17 protein-coding genes are annotated in these 26,700 nt (G+C 36.1%); 10 read left to right on the forward strand and 7 right to left on the reverse strand.

All coding sequences use genetic code 11. The annotated features are described in order from the left end of the window. Positions 1-89 precede the first annotated feature (89 nt). On the reverse strand, positions 90-596 hold the full coding sequence (locus ACKGJN_RS06175; RefSeq protein WP_409538583.1) for a hypothetical protein: 507 nt from the start codon (positions 594-596) through the stop codon (positions 90-92). Further along, positions 586-2,202, reverse strand: a complete 1,617-nt coding sequence (locus ACKGJN_RS06180; protein ID WP_409538584.1) for a hypothetical protein — start codon at positions 2,200-2,202, stop codon at positions 586-588. The genes ACKGJN_RS06175 and ACKGJN_RS06180 overlap by 11 nt, the downstream gene beginning before the upstream one ends. A 368-nt stretch (positions 2,203-2,570) precedes the next feature. Between ACKGJN_RS06180 and ACKGJN_RS06185 the strand changes: the two genes are divergently transcribed. Then, complete coding sequence (locus ACKGJN_RS06185) at positions 2,571-3,359, forward strand: hypothetical protein (RefSeq protein ID WP_409538585.1); 789 nt, start codon at positions 2,571-2,573, stop codon at positions 3,357-3,359. Between the two features lie 140 nt (positions 3,360-3,499). Then, a complete protein-coding gene (locus ACKGJN_RS06190) occupies positions 3,500-3,793 on the forward strand; it encodes a Crp/Fnr family transcriptional regulator (RefSeq protein ID WP_409538586.1) in 294 nt (97 codons plus the stop codon). A 572-nt stretch (positions 3,794-4,365) separates the two neighbouring features. Here ACKGJN_RS06190 and ACKGJN_RS06195 read toward each other — a convergent pair. Then, entirely contained in the window at positions 4,366-4,971 is a 606-nt protein-coding gene (locus tag ACKGJN_RS06195) for a chemotaxis protein CheB (RefSeq protein ID WP_409538587.1), read from the reverse strand. A 1,323-nt stretch (positions 4,972-6,294) separates the two neighbouring features. Between ACKGJN_RS06195 and ACKGJN_RS06200 the strand changes: the two genes are divergently transcribed. Next, the gene (locus tag ACKGJN_RS06200; RefSeq protein WP_409538588.1) at positions 6,295-6,456 is read left to right on the forward strand and encodes a hypothetical protein; all 162 of its coding nucleotides are present in this window, start codon (positions 6,295-6,297) and stop codon (positions 6,454-6,456) included. 60 nt (positions 6,457-6,516) lie between these two features. Beyond that, entirely contained in the window at positions 6,517-8,439 is a 1,923-nt protein-coding gene (locus ACKGJN_RS06205; protein WP_409538589.1) for a tetratricopeptide repeat-containing sensor histidine kinase, read from the forward strand. A gap of 962 nt (positions 8,440-9,401) precedes the next feature. Here ACKGJN_RS06205 and ACKGJN_RS06210 read toward each other — a convergent pair. Continuing rightward, a complete protein-coding gene (locus tag ACKGJN_RS06210) occupies positions 9,402-11,597 on the reverse strand; it encodes an APC family permease (protein ID WP_409538590.1) in 2,196 nt (731 codons plus the stop codon). Positions 11,598-12,295: 698 nt separating this feature from the next. Between ACKGJN_RS06210 and ACKGJN_RS06215 the strand changes: the two genes are divergently transcribed. Beyond that, the gene (locus ACKGJN_RS06215) at positions 12,296-13,075 is read left to right on the forward strand and encodes a bestrophin-like domain (protein WP_409538591.1); all 780 of its coding nucleotides are present in this window, start codon (positions 12,296-12,298) and stop codon (positions 13,073-13,075) included. Positions 13,076-13,311: 236 nt separating this feature from the next. On the opposite strand, the gene ACKGJN_RS06220 is transcribed toward ACKGJN_RS06215, so the two are convergent. From ACKGJN_RS06220 to ACKGJN_RS06230, 3 genes are all read right to left on the reverse strand, one after another. Next, positions 13,312-14,715, reverse strand: coding sequence for an FAD-binding oxidoreductase (locus ACKGJN_RS06220; protein WP_409538592.1), 1,404 nt, complete (start codon positions 14,713-14,715; stop codon positions 13,312-13,314). A 122-nt stretch (positions 14,716-14,837) separates the two neighbouring features. Next, positions 14,838-15,224, reverse strand: coding sequence for a cupin domain-containing protein (locus ACKGJN_RS06225; RefSeq protein ID WP_409538593.1), 387 nt, complete (start codon positions 15,222-15,224; stop codon positions 14,838-14,840). A 323-nt stretch (positions 15,225-15,547) separates the two neighbouring features. After that, entirely contained in the window at positions 15,548-16,657 is a 1,110-nt protein-coding gene (locus ACKGJN_RS06230) for a nickel-binding protein (RefSeq protein WP_409538594.1), read from the reverse strand. A gap of 1,075 nt (positions 16,658-17,732) precedes the next feature. Between ACKGJN_RS06230 and ACKGJN_RS06235 the strand changes: the two genes are divergently transcribed. From ACKGJN_RS06235 to ACKGJN_RS06255, 5 genes are all read left to right on the forward strand, one after another. Then, on the forward strand, positions 17,733-19,025 hold the full coding sequence (locus ACKGJN_RS06235; protein WP_409538595.1) for a phage integrase SAM-like domain-containing protein: 1,293 nt from the start codon (positions 17,733-17,735) through the stop codon (positions 19,023-19,025). 43 nt (positions 19,026-19,068) lie between these two features. After that, positions 19,069-20,094 carry a hypothetical protein gene (locus ACKGJN_RS06240; RefSeq protein ID WP_409538596.1) on the forward strand — a complete coding sequence of 342 codons (1,026 nt, stop codon included), beginning with the start codon at positions 19,069-19,071 and terminating at the stop codon, positions 20,092-20,094. A gap of 133 nt (positions 20,095-20,227) precedes the next feature. Next, the gene (locus ACKGJN_RS06245; protein WP_409538597.1) at positions 20,228-20,521 is read left to right on the forward strand and encodes a helix-turn-helix domain-containing protein; all 294 of its coding nucleotides are present in this window, start codon (positions 20,228-20,230) and stop codon (positions 20,519-20,521) included. Positions 20,522-20,795: 274 nt separating this feature from the next. Continuing rightward, the gene (locus ACKGJN_RS06250) at positions 20,796-22,004 is read left to right on the forward strand and encodes a primase-helicase family protein (RefSeq protein WP_409538598.1); all 1,209 of its coding nucleotides are present in this window, start codon (positions 20,796-20,798) and stop codon (positions 22,002-22,004) included. 1,844 nt (positions 22,005-23,848) lie between these two features. Beyond that, positions 23,849-26,698: a DEAD/DEAH box helicase gene (locus ACKGJN_RS06255; RefSeq protein ID WP_409538599.1), complete on the forward strand. Its 2,850-nt coding sequence runs from the start codon at positions 23,849-23,851 to the stop codon at positions 26,696-26,698. The last annotated feature ends 2 nt before the right edge of the window (positions 26,699-26,700 follow it).

Raw genomic sequence — 26,700 nt, forward strand, 5'->3', positions numbered from 1 at the left:
TATACAAGTGTTTCATTGTTACCTTTTCATCTAAAAAAGCTTTATCAGCTTCTCACTGTAGATCCAAGTGCCTTTTTGATTAAAGGAATTCATTCTATATTTGCCATTTCTATATGAGGGGGAAGACCCTGGGGAAATCTGGCAAACATTTTCAGGTCATCCAAGGTAATACTCTTATTATTATAGGTAAAAGCATTTGCACCGTGGGCAGTAATAATAGATGTCACGGCTATATTTAAAGGTGCAGTAAATACAGCCAGGGCTCCATGTGATAAAGAAACTAAAGCAGAACCGGGAATTGTCAGGCCATAATTTTTTGGCTGTGCGTACGTGAGCTTAAAGCTACTAATATCAGCAATTGAAATAGTTCGCAGTTTTTGTATTTCTTTTTCCTTTGTTAAAACTATCAGATTCTTACTATCGATAACTATTAATTCACCCTCAATATCCGATCCTTCAGATAAATCCACGGTTATATAGGAACCAAATTCATTGACGCCAATTTCTTCGACCTCAGGCAAATAAGCGGCCGGGGCTTTACAGCTACTGCTCAATAAAGCTAAAAGAATTCCTAAAATGATGAGTTTATGTTCCATAATAAGAGAAGTTTTTTGTGTCAATCTTGGAATCCCAGAATTGTTGTTCCATGGTGCTCTCATATTCTTTATAGGATTTGGCTTCCAAAAACAAATATCTTCCAGGATCCTCAATCATCTGTCTCAATTTGAGCAAATTTTTATCTTTTATCCAATTCTCCCGCATCCATTCCAGATAATAACCTTTTGAATACAGAAATAATTCATAATCCTGGTTGTTTGCCGGCAGTTCAAAATCAATTCTGTATTCACTGCCCGGCATTGAGATCAAATAATCATCAACTGCATTGATCTCGTCTCTGGCAGTAGGATCCTGCTGCCCTTTGTTTAGGATTGTGTGTGGCGCGATTTCTATTGGTTGAACCTTTTCCCGAATGTTTGTCAATGCAAAGTTGTCTATACGCCAAAGGCCTTTATTGAGAATAACTTTAATTTTAAGCACGGAATCTTTGGCAGAAATATTCAAAGGCAAAAGTTGACGATTAATAGCAACCGGCCCGGTTTCATAAAACCCGTCCTGGAATACCCAACTTCCCTTAATTTCATCCCACACTTGGATGTCAATCTTTCCTAATTCTTTTTTAATACCATTTTCTAATTTCTCCTGAGTTTCTTTAGAGGTCTCCAGTTTTGCAAATATATCGCCCACTTCATCACCCATATAACCCATAGCACTATATATAAAATAGGTAGTCATAAGTGTTTGTCGAAAATTTATAAGTAGACCAAGATCATTTGGATCTCTAACATTCTCAAATGTCAGGTAAATCTCTTCTTTACTGCTAAGATTAACTGGGTCTGAAAGGCTAAATCTTTCCTGCCTGTCCGGAAATTTCAATAAAAAAGTTTCGTCACCTTCTGTTCCCTGCGCTTGTGTGAGTTGGTGAATATTCTCACATACGTAGAAATCGTTTGCCGGGGACTGATAAACCCGTTGACCAGTTTCTCTTGGAAAGGCCAGGAGTTTAAGATTTTTAACCATATGTGATTCCAGGGCTTCATTTTTCATAGTGAGTGAGAAAGTACTACCGGTAACTTTTTGATTGTTCAAAGCATCAATATCGAAGTACTCCATTGAAGGTGCAATGGCATTGGAAAAACCCTCGGCATCCGCAAAATGGAAATTATCTTCTTCATTTATATAAAAGGTAGGACAGGAACCATAACAAGCTTTGGGATTAGTTACACAAAAAACTCCCACAGCCACATCTACTCCTGTTAAAATGGCAAGAGCCGTAATTCTTTTGGACTCTGTTTTCCCAAGCTTCTTGTTGGTTTCAAAGATTGCAACACTATCTATAGCAATAGATAAAATACCCTCTGAAGTTTTTTTTCGATTGAAGTCAAAACTGCTTCCAGTACCCGAAACCAGATCCAGGATAGTGTCTACTTCCCAGGTGTCCTTCAATATATAGACATCTCCATTTTTAAGATGTGCTTTTAAAAATAATTGCTCCTGAAGGTTTTCAGTTTCATGAATCAGGTTATTTGCGTTTTTATAATTATCCCGAAAAAAGTAAGGCTTTGGATTACAGGTAACAACCACCATTATAAGAATCACAAATACCACAAATACCAGCAGACGAAATAGTATCTTTTTTTGCATCGGAATCTTTTTTTAGATAGATCATGAACTAATTTTATTTTCTAAAAACCACAAACCCCTATTAGTTATCTTTAAATAAGTTACACAAAAAAATAATATTACGTGATAAAAATTATTAAATTGTTGTCGGGAATTAGGGATCCGGTCGTTAAATTCAATGGTTAGTTAAATGTTAATTTTGGAATGCGATGTAAAATATGTTGATTAGCTCATTAAGGATCCTGACCCTGGGGCAGCATTTTCCTTTAACACAAATATTTCCCTAAAATTATAACGAGAGAAAACAAGTACCGCCTTTTTTTGAATTGATCTTAATTTCACTTAATTATTTTTGGCACCTGTTATCACGCCTTTTTAAATTTAAATTTATGACTAAGTATATCTTTTCCGTTTTTTTCCTGGGATTTCTCCTTCTCGGAAAACAACATTTGGTCGCTCAAAATAAAAATTTGGAAATAAGCGAAGCTCTTGCTGCGAATTCTGAAAAATTAAAAGTTAAAATGGGAGCGCAATGGTTTGGTAAAATCTGGAAATTCAAATTTGGTGATTATGCAGTTACAGACAGCAAAAATAAATATGGACCAACAACCTCAAACAGTAATTTTTTCAACACAAAGGTAGAAACCAAATCGAATCAAAAATTTTCTTTTGTATTGCGTGATAAAACAACAGAAACTGCAATAGTAGAGGTGGCGTTTTCAATTCAAACAAAAGAGCTTCTGGCCATTGAATTATTTTCTAATTTTTATTTAGGCCCTAACCTTCTTTTAAAAGATTCGCAAAATTTCACAGCTTTTATTTCTACTAGTGATAACGCAACGGACACCTGGGTTTTGGTCTTGAAAATGGATCAGGGAAGCGAAATAGAAAATAAACAGGAAGCCTTTTTAACCAATGGAGAAAGATTGATATCCATAATTCCTATAAGTTCCAACGATAGTGGCAGGGATTCTCGTATGTTTCCGGCTTTGGGATATGAATTCACAGAAAATGACCAGCCACTTGGCGCAATGCAATATTATGGTGGCGGTGCTTTGGGCTTTAATAAAAATATTGTTTGGTTACCAACCCATCTGGAACCCAGAATGAAATTAATACTTGCGGCTGCAATGACCTCTTTATTACAAAAACACGCAGATGAAATGGCTATAGATTGATTCGTATGGTTACCAGATTCAATATTGGTGCCGCTAAATTTGAGCCCCCGGAGAGGAATCAGCTTAGTCCAATGTATCCACAATTTACTAACCGCCGCCTTTGCAACGACTAATTACCCGCTGCGCAAAATCTTAAAGAAATGCGACTGCTTGAAAACTTCGTATCTGATATTTCCTTTGTTGATATTCCTTCCCGATTAATTAAACTTTTGATAAGAAATGTAAATGCAGATTCAAACAATCTTGAACTTATCGATGGTCTGCCGAACAAAGAAATCGCAAATTTAATAGGTTCTACAAGGGCTGTTGTGAATCGGCATCTTCAGAAATTAAAAAGGAGCGGTGCGATTGAAATTTCCAGAAACCACGTTGAAATTAAAGATCTTAGTCTGTTACAGCGTCTATTGGAACTTCAAAAATTTCGCAATTCATGACAAAATTGAAATACTGTATGCTTGTTATTTATAAAAAATTAATTTGTTAAATGAAGAATTTGTGCTACTTCAGTAGCATTGTTTAAAATTAAATTTAAGTATTAAAAACCAATAAAATTTTAAAGTCCAAAAGCCATAAAAAAAAACGGGAAGCCATAGCCTCCCATTTCCTCGAAAAGATATTAATTTCACTTATATACATTTATGAAGGGCAACAGCATTACAACAAGTGCAATATTTTGAGTCTCTGATTAAAACGTGTATTTAATATCTTCTAAATTTGCTTTTTCACTCCTAAACTCCTAATGGAACTGAAAAATAAAATATCAATTTCTGAACTTAATTTTTAAAACAGTTCTATTTTTTAAACATAACTAAATTAGTTCCTTAGCTAGTTTATATCACTGATATAAAGTCTATTCAAAAAGTTTAACATTTTGCTGTCTTAAATGGATCAGCCATATGATCGGAATTAGGCAGGGCTCTCTTATTTGTTTGCAGGCCTTTGTAATTTTTGCTTTGCGGTTTGGCTTGTACAAATTACAAGCAATCATGGAAAATTGAATCCTAAATTACCGTTCCGCTTCCCTTGCGTGCGCAATTCGTACAATTTCCTGGGCAATATCCTCAGGAGATAGAACAAAATCTATACACCCGCTTGCTATTGCGCTCTTTGGCATATCCGGCTGCCCGGCGGTGTCTGGCTTCTGGGCGATAGTGATTCCACCAACTTCTTGTATACCGCATAAGGCATCTGCCCCATCACCATCATAACCAGAGACAATGACAGCAATAAGTTTGCCGTCCCAATTCTGGGTTATGGAACGCAGAAAAACCGTAATCACGTCGGGCCATCCCCTAGGCTTTGATATTGGCTTTAAGCGGAACTCGTCATCAAGAACGTGCAAATCGCGCTTTTCCGGAATTATAAACACATGGTTGGGCTTAATGTCTAGTCTTTCCGTGATAAGTTCAACCGGCATCTCTGTATAGCGTGGGAGAATCTCGTGGAGCAGGGTGGCTACAGTTCTCAAATGATTAACGATGACGATAGCAACACCCATATCGGCTGGCATATTTTGTAGTAAACGGGTATAAGCATCAAGGCCACCAGCCGAACCGCCCACGCAAACTATTGGAAAGTCTTTTGCAGCACTCTTAGGTTTCTTATCTTTCATAGCGTTCATATATAATCACTCCATAGTTGGCAAATCCCAACATAGCCAAATTTTGTCGGGAGGGATATTGCAGGTTTTCTTTAAGCATCATAACTAACAATTATAATACAATACCCTAAATTTTATAATTTAAAAAAAATAGTACAAATCAAACAATTCAAGGAACTAAGCTAATTTTATTAATAACCTATTTCAATCTAATAATCCTTGTTTATTTTCAAATAAACGCCACGGTCTATGCCCTGGGCATTACGTGTTATATAAACTTAAAGTAACGAAAAAATTATTTTATCCAAAGGGTAAATGCAAGTTTTAATTGACCATGATCTATGGAAATTAGCCGACCTAATTGCCGAATTATCTTCCGTTCAGGATTTTCTTGCGGCCTATCCTAATTCTAAATTCCCAGTTAAAAGCAGATCAAAAAATGGCTGTAGTAAAATCCGGTATAGTTCTAAAATTCCATATTGAATCCAGTATGAAATGCTGAAACATAAAACACCCGTAAAAAAGGATGTGCATTCTGTTGCTATTGAAGTAGCTATTTTCTAATATACTTTTCAATAATGTAGGAAGTAACCGGTTTTAAAGTTTTTCCGTTAACCGGATGGATACCGGGAGCTGTAAAAAATTCAAGCTCCTTGTTCGATTTGTTATACCAGACCTACATCTTCCCGTTTTTATAGCAAGTAGTAGAATCGGTTGGTTTTATTTTTTTAAAATTCTCAAAACTAAATATCACTAATAATTCTTAATTTCCTTTACCACTGCAGGCAGTTTTTTCAAAATGGTCCTCTTCCCAAACCATACACTATTCCTTACGCCCTGGTAACCTACATAAGCAGAGGTCCCTAATAATAGGAATAAAATCAATGCGTTACTCCATACTTTATTTTTTTAAAGCCTATTTCTTCTGGCTTAGCGGTAGGTTCTGATTCCTTACTTAAAAACGCGCCATAATTTTCCTTCCAAAAACAGAATCTTTTTCGGATTCCCTCCCGGCTTTTTCAAAAGTTTTATCAATTAATTTCTTGATCATTTTCAGGTAAAAATTCAGTTATAAATGTATAAAAATCTTTAGACAAAAAAGTTGGACAAACTTGTCCGGCCAATGTCTGCTTTGTGTCCACAATTGTCGGTGGTTTCCATCTTTACTTTGACCTGTCACTGAAAAACAATCAGTACAGCAAGGGTTTCCCGGTGTTTTTGGGAAATGGGAAGTCTTCCTGAGACTCCGGCGAAACCCAAACTTCCCAATCCAGACCCAATTACCGAAAACTTCTCGGGCGGGCTTATAATGTCAAATTTTTAAAATTTTTAAAGATGAAAAAAGCAGTTTTTACACTTTTATTAATGGCCGGATTGTTCAATTTTACTTCGTGTACCAAAGAAAGCGTGGCCGATGCTACAAATACGCCCGAAGATCATTATACAACCGAAGAAGGAAATACCGATTCGGACCAGGAAAAACCCGGAGCTGATTAATAAAAATCAATCTTGATTTAAAAGGCCGCTTATAAGCGGCCTTTTTTCTATTTTCGTAATATGAAGTCCCCCTATCAAATCCTTTGTGTTTTATTCTTAGCTATGTCCAGTGCTTGTGTTAACCAGATACAAGATGATGAAGCGAAAACAAATAATAAGGAAAAAGATTCAGCGAACCATTTTTTTCAAATAGCTAAAAATGAAGATGATATAAGATTTAAAATTCAAAATTTAAATCAAGCTTTATCCAGACTTCAAAATAAAAAGGATACCCTTCAACCGCTTCTTTTAGATTACAAAATTTACTATCACAATCAATTAAAAGAATACGATAGTGCGCTGTTTTTTGCCGATAGCCTGTTGCGGTTAGCATCTTTTCAGAAAGATACTAAACGGATTGCCCTGGCATTTTACAGAAAGGCCATCAATAACCGGGATTTGGATAATCAGGAAGCTGTTTTTAAAAATTTTTTTAAGGCCCGGCAGCTATATCTGCAATTAGGAGATAGCACGAAAGCGGCTCGCAGAGGTTTGGATATGGCCGTTGCACAAAGCCGAATGCAGGATTATACTGGGAGCCAGGAATCGGCTACAGAGGCTTTACAGTATCTCCGGGAAGGAAAAGATAACCAGTATTTAAGCGGTGCTTATAATATAATTGCCATCACCTATAGCAACCAGGGTTTTTATAAGGATGCGATAAAAGAATATAAAAATGCCCTTCGTTTTTCAACTAAATTAGAAGATAGTTTAATTTATCAAAATAATATTGGCCTGGTTTATCAGTATCAAGAAGAATATGAAAAAGCAATCTCAGTTTTCGATGAACTCTATAGAAAAGTTTCAAAAAATGATTTCAATGCGCGCGCAAGGTTTTTAGATAACCTGGCATTCGCTAAATGGTTGCAAGACGAGAATGCAGATGTTTCTTCAGATTTGATACAGGCATTACAATGGCGACATGACCAGAATGACCATTCAAGTACAACAGCAAGTTATGAGCATTTATCCCGGTTTTATGAAAATCGGGACAATGTAATAGCTATCAGTTATGCCGAAAAATGGCTGGAAACCGGTAAAGAAAATAATAACCTCCAGGCTCAAATAGCTGCATTAAAACAGCTGCTTTTTCTAAATCCCGGTGATGAAAGGTATGTTTCAGATTATATTCAACTTAACGACAGCTTAAATAAAGCGAATTTGCAGGCTAAAAACACCTTTGCCAAAATAAGGTATGATGAGGAACGCAAGCAACAGCAGATTTCTGGATTAGAAACTTCAGCGGCACTGCAGGCCTTGGAAAATCAGGAGATAAAAACACGAAATTACCTGCTGTTCTTTTTCGCAGTTTTAGTGATAGGACTTGCAGTTTTTATCATTTATCACAATCGGCAAAGGCATAAAAAGGAAAAAATAAGGGAAATTTATAATACCGAAACCCGTATTTCAAAAGTAATCCATGATGAGCTGGCCAATGACGTATATAACCTTATGAGCGGTCTGGAAGCAATTGCCCCGTCGGAAACGATGGACAAACTGGAACACATCTATAGCCGTACACGAAATATTTCCAGGGAAAACAGTGAGATTGATACAGGACCGGCATATTTGGATCACCTGACAGCATTGCTCTCAGCGATTTGCCCTGAGGATTCCAGACTAATAATAAGCGGAGAAAAGACTATTTCCTGGGATGATTTGAATCCCGAAAAAAAGTTTGTGGTCTATAGGGTTCTGCAGGAAATTATGGTGAATATGAAAAAGCACAGTCGGGCATCCTTGGTGGCTTTGGTTTTTTCTAAAGAAGAAAAATATTTAAAAATTGATTATTCTGATAACGGTGAAGGCGCTACCAAACAAGTTATTCAAAACGGCAACGGCCTAAAAAATGTGGAAAACCGTATTCTTTCTGTAAATGGAAAACTCAGCTTTGAAACTGAAAAGGGAAAAGGATTAAAGATTGCGATGTTGATTCCAGAATAGCATTTTATCCTGGTTGAAAAACTGCCTTTTTTCATTTTTTAGGGGAAATGCAGCAGGGTTTGAAATTTAATAATGCCTTTGTGGCCACAAAAGCATTTCTGTTTAAACATATCTCATAGAAATCAGGCAATAAAAAACTGATTCATTCCTCCAACCTATTTTTTAGATCCCACCCCCTCAGCACATTCCCCTTTATCCTTACACTCCCAATAACGAGGCGACGTATTGCGGGGAAAGCGTTTCGTCGAAAAAGTCTTGGACACTGGCAAAAAAGCTGATCCTCTTCGTTTTGCTATTCCGCAGAAAAAGCGGAAGCGCTTCACTGCGGAAAGCTCTTTTGTGCCTGAGTCCGCCTGATCAGAATTTCTTTCACGATTTATACTTGCCGGGACCGGTTGGAACTTCACCTTGTTAATTGATTCACCTACCTGACCCATTCTGCCATATACCATTTTTTGAGAAAGCCAAGTTCCGGAATTTTGAAATTAGCCGGCCTAATTGCCAAATTATCTACCGTTCAGGATTTTCCTGCGGCCTATCCTGAATCTAAATTCCCGGTTAAAAGCAGATCAAAAAACGGTAACAGCGGATGGCCTATAAGAAGTAAATCAAAACGAAGCAGAGCATTTTTCAGTTCATTCTAAATCCCGTTTTTTTATTCTGAAAATAAAATGGAAAACGCTCCGGATATAAAAAGTAAATCTGCGAAAAATTTCTGAAAAATATTAAAATGCATATAGATGTTCTTTGTTGCTTTTTGACATTTTCATTCAATCCAATAAGCAGTAAATACACCAATAACAGCACCGTCCTACCAGCGTATCGGTTCCTTGATTAACCTCTGGCAGCCATTTTTTTATCCTGCTTTATCCTAAGGTTTTTGAAAATTTAGAGATATATAAACTTCATAACTAGGTCCTCTATAAACTAGCGTTAAATAAGGAGATCTTGAAAGAAAAAATTTAAAAAAGAACTTCTTCAAAGTTAATATCTTCGCCCGCTAATATGAACACCTTGTTTTTAAGGCTGGAAGTATTTGCCTGTAGGTTACGATAATAATCTACGTACTCATCATCAGGCTCTTTCAAACCGAGAAAGACCAGGTCTGCTTTATGGCTGGATTCGGAAAGAATTTCGGGAAAACTTCTGTCACCAGCTATGATAAATTCATAGCTGGCATTGGAACGCATTTTGTCGATCATTCCAACCAAATTTCGTTCAGCTCCCTTGGCTGCAGCTTCATTCGGCACGACCATTTTAATCGTAAGATTTGCATCTCTCCATTCCAGGCTGCGTTGCAGCATATGGGCCATCACGATCATAAGAGCTCCGTTTAGTTGCAATCCTCCCCACCAGAGATCGATCTTTTCTTTCGGATTTGCTTTGTAATCTTCCTCCATATCCAGGATCATCACGTTGCGCTGTGACCTAAAGAAATAGTTGATCATATCACAGTAATCCGGTAAATGGCTTTCCACCCTGGTATCACCCAGGATGATGGTATTGGGAACGAGGCTTCCCAGTCCATAATGGTCTACCAGTGTTTTAGCCCCGATATAGGGGTTGGCTGCCGGCACTATACGTACCAGGCTATAGATATTTTTTCTGGAAAGAAATTCCCTGGTATGCCTCTCCAGCTGGATTACCCTTTTCTTGTTAATACCCTTTCTGGTGAGAACGGTCGCTACTGTCATTAAAGCATTTTCCTGTACAAAACTGTTAGCCATAGCTATTAGGTGCCAGCGGCTTAATGGGGCTCCGGATAATACCAGGAAATGAGGTCGCCAGTTCTTGGGATCGGCCACTTCCCCCAGGCGCATAAGGCTGGACCGGATGAGGCTAAGTCGAATTCCGCGTCCTACCCCACCCCAGGTTTTCTTAAGATTTCTACGTTTAATCCAGAAGAAAATAGCAGATACAAAAATAGCGGCAAAAAAAGTTGCCAGCGGATTAATAAGTATCATAGCACTTATGCAACCGGCTGCACCTAAAAGGGAAAAGAACCAATGAACTTTGAACCGTGGTCTAAAGGAAGGTGATTTTATAACATTTTCAACTCCTGCAGAGATATTAAGTACGCCATAGGCTGTAAGAAAGAACATAGTTAGCACCGGGGCTATCATATTTAGATCCCCCAGGAGAACGGCTGTTATAGTAAAAATAAGTGTAAATAGAGTTCCTATTCTGGGAAGGTTCTCTTCCCCGCTACCCTTGCCAAGCCGGGCCATTACAGAAGGTAACACCCCATCCCGGGCGAGTGCCTGCAACACCCGTGGAGCAGCCATGGTACTGCCGAGGGCGCTGGATAAGGTAGCACCCCATACCCCTATCAAAATAGCATCACCCCAAAATGCGATCCTTCGCATGATCATTGGATCTTCAATTAGGCTAAGCGCGTCGGCACGTGTGGCCAGAATCACAGGTAACGCCATATAGACAATATAACCAACACCCACCGCCATAAAAGTTCCTTTGGGTATTGATTTACCGGCATCTTTCAAATCCCCAGACATATTAACCCCAACATCAATACCCGTTACTGCAGGAAAGAAAACCGCAAACACCACCCAAAACGGAACTGAATTTTCTGAAGATGCTCCCCACAACTCTATTTCAGTAGATTCTATGGGGCTGCCAAAGATCAGCGATATAAGAGAAATACCAATAGCGGCAAGAATGAAATATTGCACCCTGCTGGCAACTTTGGCTGAAATAAGCGCCACGCCGGCAACAAAAAGAATAGCAGCAACGGCTATCAATTTTTCATTAAGTTGGGGAAATACCTGCACAATACTTTCAGCAAAACCTACAGTGTACATGGAGACGGACAGGGCCTGGGCCAGATAGAGGGAAATACCAACAGCTCCCCCGCTCTCAATCCCAAGCGAACGGCTTATCATATAATAAGCTCCACCTATCTTCACCTGTTGATCTGTGGCTATAGCCGCAAGAGAAAGCGAGGTAAGGAAAGTGATAGAGGTAGCCAGGGTGACAATAATAAGACTACCCACTAATCCAACATTACCCACTACCCAACCAAACCGGAGATACATGATCACCCCAAGTATGGTGAGAATGGAGGGAGTAAAAACACCTGCAAAAGTGCCTAGCCCAGTTCCTTTTACAAGACTAACCTTCTTTTTAGTTTTATTTTCCAACCTAAAGTATAAGAGATAGAATAAATATAAGAAAAGGAATTGCAGAGGCAACTGCAAAAAAAGAAATAAATTCAATTTTTATTTAGAGATCCTTTAGGGCCGTTTATAAAAATCCCATTGTAAATAGTAAACAACAAATAATAGGGTTTAGCCTGCAAGAGCATCCCTATCTTGCTGTCTTTTTATATGAAGAGGTAAGCATCCGCCGGAATGCCAGTAAATTAATGTTCCTGTTGATGCCGCTAAATTTGGTTGGGCCACGAAGAGGGGGCAGCTTGGTTCGGGGTATCAACAAATTAGTGACAGTGGCCGTTGCAACGGCTAATTACCTTGTCCAGCATTACTCCCAAAATTAATGAGCGGCCCTACAAAAGCAGGAAAGGTGATGAAGTATTTCTGCAATGAAAAAGTTTGACATTGAAAAATCATTACAGGCATCATAATACCCTGATACTAAGACATGAACTTCACCTAAACCTTATTAAAAAAGCGTATTTTAGATGAAATATGGCGCTTTGACAATTGATGATTTCCTTTCTAAATTATTCGTGCAGATAATCCAGAAACCCATTGTTGAAGAATCCAATTTAAGAATTGACTTATAGATAAGAAAACCTAATAACAAGAATGCCAGGTGTAGATAAAATATATCAAAAAGAAAAATAAATGTTGCTGATCCCTATAATTTAAATTGAATTATGAATAAGGAAGTTATGTATCATCTAAACAGCATTTTTATAGCAATCATCCTTTTTACGCTGATATTATTAGCGTATGAAATAGGCTTTAGAATAGGTAGGCGAAAACAAAGAGATATCAACAAGGAGGTAAAAACGCAAACATATACAATCCAGGCCGGAACTTTTGGATTATTGGCACTTCTACTTGGCTTTTCATTTAATATGGCTTTACAAAGATTCGACAACAGAAATCAAGCTGTAATTATGGAATCAAATGCAATTGGAACTGCTTTATTAAGAACCAAATTACTACCTAAGCCTTACGATACAATAAGCTATAATCTGCTTCAGCAATATGTGGATCTGCGTCTTGAAATTAGCACTATTGATTTGTCCAATCGTAAAGAACGCGTTTTTATAAATCGAAAAACAGATTCAATTCAGAATAAAATTTGGAAAAACACAATAAAACTTGCTGAAATTGATTCACGGCCGGTAACTACCGGTAATTTTATTATCGTGCTTAACGAGGTTTTTGATGCGCGGGTGAGACGGAACGCTATTTTTCAACAGCATATTCCGGAATCAATTTTGTTTTTATTGTTTATTGTTTTTATAACAGGCGGCGCTTTAATGGGCTATTCAAGCGGATTGAGCTCAAAAAGGGCCTTAATTCCAACAATTATATTTACGTTTTTAATTGTTTTGGTTGTATTCTTAATACTGGATTTAGATAGGCCGATAAGAGGAATAATCAAAGTAAAAATGGATAATTTGTTTGAATTAAGACAGAGTTAATTCTATAGATGAATCCGGATTGGATTTTTGCCAATGAAAACAATTATTAAGCATATAGCAGGTGAATAATGAACAAAAAATAAGGCCAGAAATATAAAGTATTCTTATCTGTCTATTCTTTTATATGAAGGATGATAGGATCCACAAATTAATAACCGATGCCGTTGTAGCGTTGATTTAACTAAACCCTTGGAAACCGTTTCATCGGCTATTTAAAAAAATCATTAAATCGAGCTTCAACTTTCTGGCAGAATGTTCTGATTAATTCTAAACAAATTATTGGGATCATATCTCTTTTTTATTTGAGCCAAGCGTTTGTAATTATGTTTATAACTTGCTTTCACACGTTGCTGGCCCTCATCCATCATAAAATTGGAATATGCTCCTCCTGCTGAATAAGAATGGAGTCCTTCCCAATAATCTTTACACCATTGCGTTATCTTTTCTTTATTGGCAGGATCGGGATCTACACCCACAATTACACCTGCATATTTTGCATCGCGGTATGCCCAGGGAGTTTCCTCTTTCCCTACTCTACCAGCTGCGCCACTTATGGGATATAAATGCATTTGAGAAAGTGGAGTTGGTATTTTTGAACCAAATTTTAAATGTTGTTCTCTTAATTCGGGTCCCAATTCATTAAAGAAATCTGCACGCCAATACCATTGTAAACCCGGAGGAAATAAACCGTCAAATAAGGTTTGAATAGCCGGATAAGGCATTTCTCCCACATGTTCGAATACCGGATTCTTTTCTAAAATTGGCTTAAATATTTCTTTTGTATTTTCCTGGTCACCCGTATAACACCATACGATGCCACAAAATTGTTTGTTATGGAGCTCCTCAGGAAAAGGTGGCCCAGGAATGACCAGGGTTGCTATAAAACCGTTTAGATCCTCTGGAGCTTTATGAATAAATCCATCATACCACTCCATAATTTCCTCAGTCTTTTCAATAGGCCATAAGGTAGGCCCGCCAATAACTGTTTTTACAGGATGTGCCTGAAATTTAAAGGAAGTTATCACGCCAAAGTTTCCACCACCACCGCGTATAGCCCAGAACAGATCATCTTGGTGATCCTTGCTTACCGTTACGAAAGAACCATCTGCCAGGACCATGTCTGCTTCGAGGAGATTATCAATGGTAAGGCCAAATTTTCTGGAAAGATAGCCTACGCCTCCGCCAAGTGTTAGGCCGCCAACTCCAGTTGTGGAAATAATACCTGCAGGGACTGCAAGACCAAAAGCATGTGTTGCATGATCTACTTCACCCCAAAGATTACCGCCCCCTACCCTTACAGTATTATCTGAAGTGTTAACACGAATAAATTTTATTCCCGATAGATCTATTACCAGACCGCCGTCACATAGTCCAAGACCTCCACCATTGTGGCCACCTCCTCGTACTGCTACTTCCAGGTCATTCTTCCGTGCGAAATTAACAGCGGCGATAACATCGGCAATATCCTTGCACATCACAAACATCCCGGGATGCTTGTCTATCATGGCATTAAATACTTTTCGGGTTTCATCATACTGACCATCTGCAGGCATAACTATTTCTCCTCTTAGTTGAGCTCCGAATTCTTTTATTTCAGAAGGATCAATTTCTTTTACTGTTTGAATTATTGTAGTAGCCATAATAGATTTTTTAAAATTTACAGAAATGTTTAATATGAAAAAACCGTAACTGTTAAATAATCAATGTATTCCAGTGCATTTTTTTTCAAAAACTAAACTATTGTTGATGTTCATTTTTAAGCTCATTCTTTTGTTTTCTCAATCATATGGTTAATTACCTTAGTATGCTCATGCTGCGGACTGAACATAATTATTTCCGCATCCTGATTGACCTTAACATTATGGCCAGCCGGCCAGAAAAACAGATCGTTCGGGTTTACGGTCTCTTGATTCCCTGTGGCATCAGTAGTTGTAATTTGACCTTTTAATACGTAACCCCAATGAGGGCTCTGGCACAAATTTCCTTCAAGACCTATGAACAGTGGTGTGGTATCAACACCTTCAGACAGACTGAAGTATTCCCCGCTAATTTTACCTAACCCGGTAGCATCACCAAAATCTGTTTTTTGACGAATAACCGCACCTGGTATTTCCATTTTCACCTCGATATTTTCTTTTGCAATTTTCATTATTGTTTTTTTTAAATTAATAAATCTTTTTTGTCTTCGTTATTTAAAACTGCTCATCAAGAGATAAAAAAATATCTCCTTCCTGCATGTAGGATCTCCCTGTCTTTAATAAATACCATCCAGAATCTCCAATACCAACACTGAAAAATTAAAAGACTATGTGACATTTATTTTCTTAATATTACCAAAGTTATACAGCAGGAAAGAAATTCAGGTCTACTTTTAGGTCAAAAAATGCTAATATTGATTCAGTACTACAATTAATGGATGAAATCTGAACAAGACTTCTGGCGTTTTAATATTTTCTTTGGGATATTCTAAAATCAGGAATGACCAGTTTTAATGTATTGGGAAGGAAGGATTCCGAAGGTTTCCTGAAAACATTTGGAAAAATAAGCGGGACTATTGAATCCTGTCTCAAATGCTACTTCAGAAATATTCATGTTTTTTTTATTTAAAAGGTTCAATGACTTGCAGAGCCTGTAATCTTTTAAATAACTATGTATAGATTTTCCGGTCAAGGCAACTGTTTTCCGGTAAAGCCTGGATTTACTATATCCAAAATACCGAATAAAATCATCGGCATTTAAACAAGTTCTGCTCCATTCTTTTTCAGTAAAATCTATCAGATCCTTTAAAAATTTTTCTTCCAATTGTGTCAAGGCGACTACATTCTTGGATAAAAAAGGAGTATTCATATTTTCACTTTCATACAAATCTTTAACTTCAGAGGATAGAACCACCGTTCCTTTAACAAGTTCAAAAAAAGAACAGGCTGCTTTTATCGTATCTTCAAAAAAACCATCCTTTTCGTCCACAGGCACTCCGGAATTTAAACCAATGTGTAGTTTTATAAGAGAACTATATTTTCTTCCGGGGCCTTTTTCAAATTCAGAATGAATTTTTAATGCACAAGATACTGCATTGGTAACCGAATCAAAGGAGACTAAAGCGTGATCATGATTTTGTTTTACAAGTCTTCCATTATATAAATTTATGCTTTCTACAATAGTTGATTGATATCCTGCAATAATTGATTTCACCTTTTTATCCAGGGTTTTCTTTAAGGAAAAAGGTTTTATTCCCACAACCATAATAGTACGAAAGGCGGGATCGTTAATTATATTCAAGGCTGTTTTTTGCGATTTTTCAGGATCTTCAATGCGTCCTAAGAAAGATTCAACAACAGCGTTATCAACTTCTATTATTCTATTGGGAACTTCCCCATGAGCCTGATCGTGCATTTCTTTTAGGGCGGCTTTATTAGGAGCCTCTACTAAACAAAAAGCAGTTTTTCTTTTCTCATCAAACCAATATGTTAAGCCCTTACAGTTAAACTTGTGCTGTATTTTTAAATCCTTTTGGTGTAAGTCTGCTACTATTTCAGCAGTTACATCCTTAGAAACATCGTGACGGTCCATGTATAAAGGCATGATGTATAATTTTAGAATTGATTTTTTAAATTTTTAAATATTTACAGGGTTGTTATATTTTATTTGCCTTGGTATTTATATAAAAAACACCCCATACATCACTCCTCCCATACTCAAAATAAACGCACTTTAAGAGAACGCCATAATTACCTATTATTTTAATCTGAAAAAAGCTAATACTAAAAGTACCTATTATTTTTTAAATAAATTAGATATTAAAATTTTTAAATCACATAACTATCATAATATCAAATAATTATATTTCCATTACAACAACAAATGGGTAATGGTCATGGTTTCTCATTTCCCTTATTAAGTCATCTGTTAAGGTTCTTCCGTTTTCCTGTTTGTGAAAGAAGCAGTCTGGCCAGCAAGAGTAGATATAAAATGTTTGATGGTAATACCATAAGAGCAACCTACACCTTTCAAAATATGTAGCAGATTAAAAAATTGGTCTAAAAAGTATTTCGGTACCCAATCAATTATTTCCAATTTTCTTACTTCGATTAACTGGAGCACTAGTGCATTTATTCTTAAGCATATGAATGTTCCATGGATTTGTTGCCTGAGAAATCCTCGTAGCCCCTGCCCATTTTATTAACCAAAGCTTGTTTTAGAGAAAGTTTTTCCATTTTCTTTCAGTAGTGTCCGGGTGATGAATTTGGAAATATTTGTACCAAGTTGGAGGCTCAAAATCTTGATCTTTCCGTACAAATAATTAAAGCAGAGCTAGACTAAGGGGGGAGTAATTTTAGTCTATATGGTAAATATTATTTTTCATATAAAACCTATGCAAACATATGCCCCTAAAAATGAAAAGCCCCGTAAACAGCACGTTTACGGGGCTTTAAGCGGAGAAAGAGGGAACGTAATGACCTCATTACCTGTTGAATGCCCGGTACCATAAATACTAAAAAACTTCCCAACTATACTGATATGACGCTATATTAGGGAGGTTTCAATAAACCGATAAGATGTGATAAGATGAAACCAAATGAGATTTTCTTCGGTACAAGTAACGGTACAAGTTTTTATTTCCATAGATTTGATGAAATAAGACTAAAACCTTCAGAAAATGGCTTCAGTAAAATTTCATGTCCGTGGAAAACGTAACCCTTCGAAAATAACCGCAAGATTAATTTTGGACAAGGCTTCTGATTTTCGAATAGCTACTCCCCTTCTTATAAATCCTGATTATTTTAATAATAAAAGCGGTAAGGTTCGACAGATTGCTGAGTTTACGGATAAGCAAAATATGCAAGACCAATTAGAGGATCTAAAACGGCACTTAATTGATAAAGTTAATGAAGCAGTCAGAGAAGGTGAATACATTAATTCTGATTGGTTGAAAGAATGTGTTGATAATCACTTTAATGTCGTGGTGAAAACAGATTACAATCTTCTAATCAATTACTGTAAACATTATGTAGAAAAACTCAAATTAAAAACCAACGAAAGAACCGGAGAGTTAGGTGCTTCTCGTGCGACAATAATAAAATATAACACCATTACCACTAAACTTGATCGTTTCCAAAAATATAAGCGCAAAACCTACCGTCTAGTAGATGTAAATCTTAAATTTAGGAACGAATTTCTTCAATACCTCTTAGAAGTAGACACGCTTGCCAGAAACACTGCAGGTAGGTACATAAAATTCCTAAAGACGATATGCCTTGACGCTCAACGCAGCGGATTTAAGGTGAATCAGGAATTAGCTAGTATAAAAGGTTTTAAAGTGGAAGTAAAAAAGATATATCTAAATTTTGCCGAGATTGAACAAATAGCCAGTACAGAGTTTAAAGATGAAAAATTAGAGAGCGCCCGTGACTGGTTGATTATGGGCTGCTACATTGGCCAAAGGGTAGGAGATCTCTTGACCTTAACAAAAGATAGCATCAAGCAGCATAAAGGAAGAAACTTTATTGAATTGGTTCAACAAAAAACAAAGAAGAAGGTAACTATTCTAGTTCATCCAAAAGTTCAGAAAATCCTCGAAAAAAACAACGGAGAGTTTCCAATGGTTTATAGCAAGAATATATCCAGCACAAAGGCCAAATTCAATTTATATATTAAGGACGTCTGTTTCGATGCAGGTCTTACAGAAGTCATTTCCGGTTCTAGGATAAATGCGGACACCAATCGGAAAGAGGAGGGAGAATTTCCCAAATTCCAACTCATTACTTCTCATATTTGTCGCAGATCTTTTGCAACTAATCATTATGGTGATATACCCACACCTTACCTACTAAACATAACCGGGCATAGCACAGAGAAAGAGTTTTTGAATTACATAGGTAAGACCTCAATTGATTACGCGGATCAAATGGCAGCCTATTGGGATGAGCAAATCCTAAAACAGAATATTTAACCTCTCACCATCCTATTAAATCAAAATTAAAAGCAAACTCCGAATGAAAAGTTATCAAGATCTAATCCAATATTTTGAAATTAATAATAGTCAATCTTATTATGAGAATATTAAATTATGGGATATTGAAACAGAATATGAAATATGGCATAATCAGTTTTCAGAGTTTTTCCATGAAATTTATTATTTCGATACTCTAAATATGCTTGAAGATATTATAGCTTTCGATATATCTTCTCATCAAAATGAGATTTCATTTTATACAAATTACCGTAGACTAGAAGAATATTGTCATCAAGAGATAATGAAATTGAGGGAGCAATATTTAAAAAATCCATTTTCCCAGTTTATTTCAGTAAATAATTTTCATTCTGAAATTTATTCAAAAGATGTCTACGAAAGGATTTTTAGTTGGTATTATAATAATAATGGAAATATACTCAAAGATTGGTATTATAAATATTCAACAAAAATCGAGAATGGAATCTCTTTTCATGATTTAGAGGATTTGGAAAATAATAAAACCTTCGAGGAAATTAACAGCGAACTTTCAGAATTCGCAATGGATCCAGGCCACTACAAGTCTAAAAATGTATTTCACCTTCAAAAGTTTTATGATCTTTTTGAACCAAAAATGGATGAGTTATTTGAATTACTCCAAATCCTGTCTAAGATTAAAATTTATAAAATTACATTAGAAGCTGAATCTTTCAAGTCCAATAAAATCACCACCCTCATAGAAAGGAGCCAAGAACCACCACTAGAACTGAATAAATATCCTTTAGTTTTTTCCTCAAAACTTTCTTTTAATTTTTTTATGTACTGCATGAGCAAATACAAAAATGAAAGAGTTAAGCCACCATTGTTCGCCAAGTATTACCTTCTTTTCAAAGAGGAAAATTATATTATTGGCCATAAACTTGAATCATTTATAGATTTTGTTGAGATTGAATTTCACTTGAAGCCAAGCCGACCTAGGCCTGATAAAAGCTTACATCCGGAATGTGAGGAATTTGATAACTATAAAGATAACTTTCTAAAAGTGAACGGCATAGTTGATTTTAAATAATCTCCATTTCACCTGAATATACCTCCCTAATGCATAGTGGTCAAAAAATGGTCAAAAAGTGGTCAAGGGGATCCAGGAAAGAAGCCAAATAAGGCCAATATTGCACCATATTAATAAATCAAAAACTATTATTATGGTAAAAAAAGTCATTCAATTTAACGTGGATCCTGAAGATTTTAAAAATGAAATTCTTTCCGGAGTAGCCAAACAATTGAAAAATTTCTCGAGGAACTTCAAGCCCCGAGACCCAACAATCTGGATTGGTAGAAAAGAGGCTGCTGAAATCTTAGGAGTTACCTATTCAACATTATTAGTTTGGAACAAAAAAGGAATTCTACATCCCTTTAAGGTTGGCAATCGAGTAAGGTATCGTCGAGAGGATATTGAGCAATTACTTCTTCAATCAAATAAAAAAGCTTCGGAATAGGACTTCCGAAGCTTTACATCTACTATTAATTTTACTACTAAAAATAATTCTTTAAATATATGCATAATTTAAATAACACAGCGAAAAATCACACATGCTATCATTGCGGAAGAGATGCCCAATCCTATAAAATTGGAGTTTTTATTAAAAACGCATTAAAAAAACTTCATGAAATGGATAAACAGATAGATGCCGTGAATGTTCTTATTCCTTTCAAAAAATTCCTTGATACGCCGCAAAATTTTGCACGTTTAATTTATAATCCCTGGAAATAATGGCAGAATATCTTCGAATTGGTATCACATACTATAAAAAGGTTAAAAAGCCCAAAATATCCGGGGAACTTATAACAGTTATACTGCCTTGGAGCAGACAGGTTATAATTGATGATCACGGAAAAGGCTTTCTGGAAGACATTGAAAAATATGAGGGTTTTATAGTGATTCCTTCTCATGTTAATTATCAGCAAGCTATTAATAATTTTTACAATCGGTATATGGCACTTGATCACGACTTAAACCTCGAGTTTACGGAAGGATCTATTCCTAATACTCTCAATTTTATGAACCACATATTTGGTGACCAAATTGAAATAGGACTAGATTATCTTTCTATAATTTGGAAAAAACCCACACAAATTCTTCCTATTCTCTGCCTGGTTAGCAATGACCGGAACACGGGTAAAACAACATTCTTAAATTGGCTCAATATGATATTTCAGGACAATATGACTATGAATACAAATGAAGACTTTCGGAGCCGCTTTAATGCTGATTGGTCAGAGAAGCTAATTATAGGTGTTGATGAAGTTCTACTGGACAGGAAAGAAGACAGTGAAAGAATTAAAAACCTTTCAACCACTAAAACAAATAAATTGGAATCAAAAGGAAAAGATAAACTCCCACATGAATTTTTTGGAAAAATTATTTTATGCTCAAATAATGAAGACAGTTTTATATTACTTGATGATAAAGAAATCCGATATTGGGTTAGAAAAATTTCCACTCTTAATATAGTAGATCCCGATTTAGAAATTAAATTGAAGAAAGAGATACCTTATTTTGTAGCTTACCTTAACTCCCGGAAAATTAAATCTCCAAATGAAACCCGAATGTGGTTTTCTAAAGAACAAATCCATACTCTGGCTCTGGACAATTTGATTAAGGGAACAAAAGCGAATCTTGAAAAAGAACTTCTTTCAATTATTGACGACAAAATTGAGGATTTTGAATTAGAGGAAATCAATTTCACAGTGAGTGAACTTAAAGAATTAGTTCGCGGTTCCTCCTATATTACACCTGAATTCAAGATAAAAGAAATAGTCGAGAAAAATTGGAATTTGATTAGCGATAATAGTAGTTATTATGAGTACTATAAATCAATAATTCCCGGAACTAATGATTGGGAAATTTCGCGAAACAATAAAAAAGGAAGATTCTTCACATTTAAGAAGGAGTTTATAAAAGGATTGTTGAATTGTTGAAATACCGCATAGAATATTTAAGGTCAAACAATTAGAGCCTTTTTAGAAGCAACAGCAATTCAACATTACTATAAATGATTACAGAATTGCTGTTGTTCATTCAAATTTCACCTCTTTTCAAATTGTTGAAATCCTGTTTCCTTGTAATAAGTTAAATTTCATTGAGTTATACTGGAATTCAACATTTCAACAGCTTTCGTTGACTTATTAATCATTGTAGAATTCAAGAAGGAAAAATTGGATAGAATATATTTATTTTAGAATAAGAACCGCTGCAGGAACGAGTGCAAGATTTAAACTGGCTGTATGCTTTCGTTTATTGTGGCGGATTCTTTATTTAATCCTACTCTCATAATTAAAATTGATCAAGACATCTTCCATTCATAACTGATGAGCTATTCCCCCCTAAAAGTTTAAATTTATCCTATATCATTTATAGCAGTTCTAGAGCCGCTGTAGTGTGCTCTATTAGTTCTTACGATGATCTTTCTTCTCAATCAGTTAGAACAGCTGTAAATCCCGTTAGAACCACCGCTGTTAATCCGGTGTGAAAATATAGTTCCATTGATTAGGTGTTGCGATCTTTCACAACACAAATACAGGCATTTCTATTTGAAAAGGCATTGATAGTTCTCTAAATAAAACAAACCTGAAAAGCACAGGTAATCTTCAAAAGTTAGCTCCTGATATAATTAGAATACTGAAGCGATTTTTTGTAGATATAAGAACTTTAAAGCACAAATAAAATTAGTTTGACAAAAATGAACTCCCCCATTAATATGCTTAAATAAATCACTTCAAATGAAGGGAGCCGTTGCAACGGCTCTTTGCTATTTAGATTAAACCGTTTTTACCTTTTAATCAGATAGTTACAAATAAATTTTTATCAAAATTTTAAATTTCCCAACGGCTCCGCAACGGGTTCGCAACGGCTATAACAAACTATTTTGATAGCCGTTGCAACGGCTCGCAACGGCTCCTTCTATTTTTGTACAGTTTAATCAGTCGAAAAGCCTGTAAACACAGCCGTTGCAACGGCGTTCAACGGCTCGGTTGGAGTTAAAATCTCCGGGGGTTCGAAACCCAACAACCTGGAAGAAATTATGACAGTGTAGAGTCTGTTTTTCCTTCAGCAGAATGGTCCTGTATACCCAATAAACCTCACCCTCAAAACCAGCTTTAGAAACGGCTGCACCTTTGGGTGTAACGGTAAATTAACGGTGCCGTTCAAATTACTAACCGTGGCCGTAAGAGTTTAATAATGGCCGACGTTCCGACCATTACAAGATTGCAACAGCAATCAACGACACCGCTGGAAGCCGTTCCAACGGATCTGCAAAGGGTTCTCAACGGTTTTATTAAACAATTTGTTAGCCGTTGCAACGGCTCCTTCTTTTTTTGTGCAGTTTCACAAATCCAAAATCCAGTAAACACAGCCGTTGCAACGGCGTACAACGGCTCATTTTTTTGTAATATATTATATTAATTACCACATCCCGATAAAGATCATAAGTACCACTATAACGGTAATAAAATTAGTGGAGTATTTTTGCTGGGTTTGGTTTAAAAAAGTAGGATCCCCCACCCTTGCAACCATTTCAATTTTTATAAAAAGTATACAGTTATTACATGAGCGAAAGTTTTACTTAAGTGGTATATTGTTTTGTTACCATAAGCAAATTCGAATTCCATTTAACTTATTTGCTTTTAAAGTCGTAGAAGATTATCTATTCTTACTAGTACAGAATCCCTTTAATGTTGTTAAATTTTTCTAAATTAGGCCTCTAATAACTATCCCTACTAGTTCTTAAAAAGAAGTATTTTTAAATCATAATTTTTCAAATTTGAATCAAAACACTATAGATGATTTAAGTCATAAGGTTACCCCTGGCATTCGTATCAAGTTAAGAGGAGAAGACTTTTTAATTACCAATAGAGAACACCATATTATAGATGCCGAAGGTATTTCTGAATTGGTTTACGGCCAAAGCTTTCAGTTCGATTTGAGACTGGAAGATTTTCAAGTAATACAACCAGAAGAAACCGAATTAGTTGCTGATGTAACGACAAATTACCGACAGACAAAATTGTTTCTAGAGACCATCTTTAGAAATTCTTCCCACTATTCAGAAAATATTGAAATTGCTCATAAAGCAGCTTTGAGAGGAGCAAATTACCAATTTGAATCTACCATCAAGGCTTTAGCTCTTCCACAACCTAAACTACTAATTGCAGATGCGGTAGGGTTAGGTAAAACGGTTCAAGTGGGTATTTTTATGGCAGAGCTCATACGCCGTGGAAAGGGAAAGAAAATATTAGTTATTACACCTAAATCCATTCTCGCTCAATTTCAACAAGAAATTTGGGCACGCTTCGCTATTCCATTGGTGCGACTAGACTCTCAAGGCATAGCTCGGATTAAAACTGAACTTCCTTCTAATAAAAATCCATTTCATTATTATGACAAGGTAATTGTCTCCATCGATACCTTAAAACGTCATAAAAAATATAGACACGATCTCGAAAAAGTTCATTGGGATATTGTGGCAATAGACGAGTGTCATACGGTAGCAAATACATCTTCCCAACGAGGTAACCTCGCGAAATTTCTTTCGGAGCGTACAGAGGCTATGGTGCTGACGTCTGCCACACCTCATAACGGTAAGAAAGAAAATTTTGCCAATTTAATAGGTATGCTTGATCCAACCGCAATTCCTTATAATGGAGATTTTACTAAAGAAGATATTGAGCCCTTGTATGTAAGACGTTTCAAAAAAGATATAGAAAATGAAGTTGGAGATGCATTTCAAGATCGCGCGGTAGAAACTATAGTGTGTAATTTGGGTACTGGAGAGGAAGAAGCACTGCGCATTATTCAAGAATTGAAGCATCATGCCATTAAAAAAAGTGGTGGCAACTGGAAAGCTAGTCCATTACTTTTTTCCATAGGTTTATTTAAAGCTTATATGTCCTCGCCTAAAGCGTGTTTAGTAACTGTAAATAATAGATTGGAGAAAGAAAAGGAAAGCGACGATGACTATGTAACCGATTATTTATTAGAACTAAAGTATATTCTAAAAAAAATTGTAGAGAAAAAAAGTGACGCAAAATACAGCCAGTTGCTTTTCAAATTAGCCCAATTGGGATGGAAAGGCAAAAAGAACGATGAGCGTATCATTATTTTTGCTGAACGTAGGCCAACACTCAACGAGTTGGAGAAAAACCTTAAGGAAGATTTTAAGTTAAAGGATAATGCTTTGGTTCAATTCAACGGAAGTTTAACGGATATTGAACAGCAACATATTCTTGAAGATTTTTCTAAAGAAGATAGTACAATCAAAGTATTTCTAGCCTCCGATGCGGGAAGTCAGGGTGTCAACCTTCATTACTTTTGTAATCAAATGTTTAACTACGACATCCCGTGGTCCATCATCACCTTAGATCAACGTAATGGACGTATAGACCGCTTTGGTCAAACTAAAACACCATACATCTATTATTTGGTTGGGAGATCTGAAAGCAAAGATGTACAAGGTGACATTCGCATTATTGAACGATTGAAGGAAAAGGAAGAAGAAGTGCATAAGAGTCTTGGTGACGCAGGAGGTATGATGGGGGTATTTGATGCTATTGGTGAAGAAGACTTAGTAAAAAAAGCCTTAGCAAAATCTAATGCAGCTGTACTTGAGGAAAAAGAAGTCCAAAATGAGCATGATGGTGATTGGTTTACTGAAATGCTGCTAGACACATCACATTCAGTTAAAGAAGTGACTAAAGATGAAGGTTTCGAATCTTTCTATCAAGATGATTTCCAATACTACTCATCACTTATTGACGAACTCAAAAGAACAGATGACAGGTTGATTAAGTATATTGACGTAGATCCTACTGCAAAAACTATTGAGATTGAACAATTTGAAGACCTTTCGGTAAACGGTGTGCTTTATGATTTACCCGAGGAAGCTTTCCCAAAAAATAATGAAACGTTTAAATTAACCACAGATAAAAATATCGTAGAGAAAGCTATTGTGCTTTCACGAAAGAAGCAAAACCAATGGCCACAATTCCAATTACTTTACGATCTTAATCCAATAGCAAAATGGATGCAGTATAAACTGCTAGGCCAAGTTGACCGTGGTAAAGCTTTAGTTGCACGATTACGTGATCCATTACCTAAAAATATGGCGTGGTTTGTATTTCAAGGAATCACATCTAACCAACAAGGAAAACCTATGTTTTCCAAAACATTTGTGGTGGGAAAATCTTTTGATGGCAAAAACTCTGTAAGCTTGGAAACCTTTCAAGAATTTTTGATTCAGTACAGACTTAAGGATACTTTATCGGAATTAGAAACTACAAGTGACCAGTTAGTCATTTTAAAATCCTTATTATCAGAAGCAGTGGTTACTGCCAAAAAAGTTTACAAACTAAAACTGCAGGGCGATCTGGAAGATGAAATGGAAGAAAAACTGGAACATTATCAAGAAAAGTTGAACAAATGGCTTCGGAATTCAGAAAGCCAGATGGAGCTAAAATTTGGTTCGGAAGAAACTGGCAACATTTCTTTTCACAAGAAAAAACGTCAAAATGAAGTGAACCATGTAAAGGAACAGATGGATAAGTTTTACCAAGAATATTTTCAATTAGAAAATGAACCCTTTTTACGAGTAATCGCAGTTTTTTACAATGTTTAAAA

Source organism: Gillisia xinjiangensis, from assembly GCF_046298265.1.
Classification (GTDB): Bacteria; Bacteroidota; Bacteroidia; order Flavobacteriales; family Flavobacteriaceae; genus Gillisia; species Gillisia xinjiangensis.

Excerpts from the sequence above, each read along its gene's own strand:
- ACKGJN_RS06220 (WP_409538592.1), bottom strand. The coding sequence starts at position 14,715 with ATGGCTACTACAATAATTCAAACAGTAAAAGAAATTGATCCTTCTGAA.
- ACKGJN_RS06225 (WP_409538593.1), bottom strand. The coding sequence starts at position 15,224 with ATGAAAATTGCAAAAGAAAATATCGAGGTGAAAATGGAAATACCAGGT.
- ACKGJN_RS06205 (WP_409538589.1), top strand. The coding sequence starts at position 6,517 with ATGAAGTCCCCCTATCAAATCCTTTGTGTTTTATTCTTAGCTATGTCC.
- ACKGJN_RS06195 (WP_409538587.1), bottom strand. The coding sequence starts at position 4,971 with ATGAAAGATAAGAAACCTAAGAGTGCTGCAAAAGACTTTCCAATAGTT.
- ACKGJN_RS06200 (WP_409538588.1), top strand. The coding sequence starts at position 6,295 with ATGAAAAAAGCAGTTTTTACACTTTTATTAATGGCCGGATTGTTCAAT.
- ACKGJN_RS06190 (WP_409538586.1), top strand. The coding sequence starts at position 3,500 with ATGCGACTGCTTGAAAACTTCGTATCTGATATTTCCTTTGTTGATATT.
- ACKGJN_RS06250 (WP_409538598.1), top strand. The coding sequence starts at position 20,796 with ATGGCAGAATATCTTCGAATTGGTATCACATACTATAAAAAGGTTAAA.
- ACKGJN_RS06245 (WP_409538597.1), top strand. The coding sequence starts at position 20,228 with ATGGTAAAAAAAGTCATTCAATTTAACGTGGATCCTGAAGATTTTAAA.
- ACKGJN_RS06240 (WP_409538596.1), top strand. The coding sequence starts at position 19,069 with ATGAAAAGTTATCAAGATCTAATCCAATATTTTGAAATTAATAATAGT.
- ACKGJN_RS06175 (WP_409538583.1), bottom strand. The coding sequence starts at position 596 with ATGGAACATAAACTCATCATTTTAGGAATTCTTTTAGCTTTATTGAGC.
- ACKGJN_RS06180 (WP_409538584.1), bottom strand. The coding sequence starts at position 2,202 with ATGCAAAAAAAGATACTATTTCGTCTGCTGGTATTTGTGGTATTTGTG.
- ACKGJN_RS06215 (WP_409538591.1), top strand. The coding sequence starts at position 12,296 with ATGAATAAGGAAGTTATGTATCATCTAAACAGCATTTTTATAGCAATC.
- ACKGJN_RS06235 (WP_409538595.1), top strand. The coding sequence starts at position 17,733 with ATGGCTTCAGTAAAATTTCATGTCCGTGGAAAACGTAACCCTTCGAAA.
- ACKGJN_RS06230 (WP_409538594.1), bottom strand. The coding sequence starts at position 16,657 with ATGCCTTTATACATGGACCGTCACGATGTTTCTAAGGATGTAACTGCT.
- ACKGJN_RS06185 (WP_409538585.1), top strand. The coding sequence starts at position 2,571 with ATGACTAAGTATATCTTTTCCGTTTTTTTCCTGGGATTTCTCCTTCTC.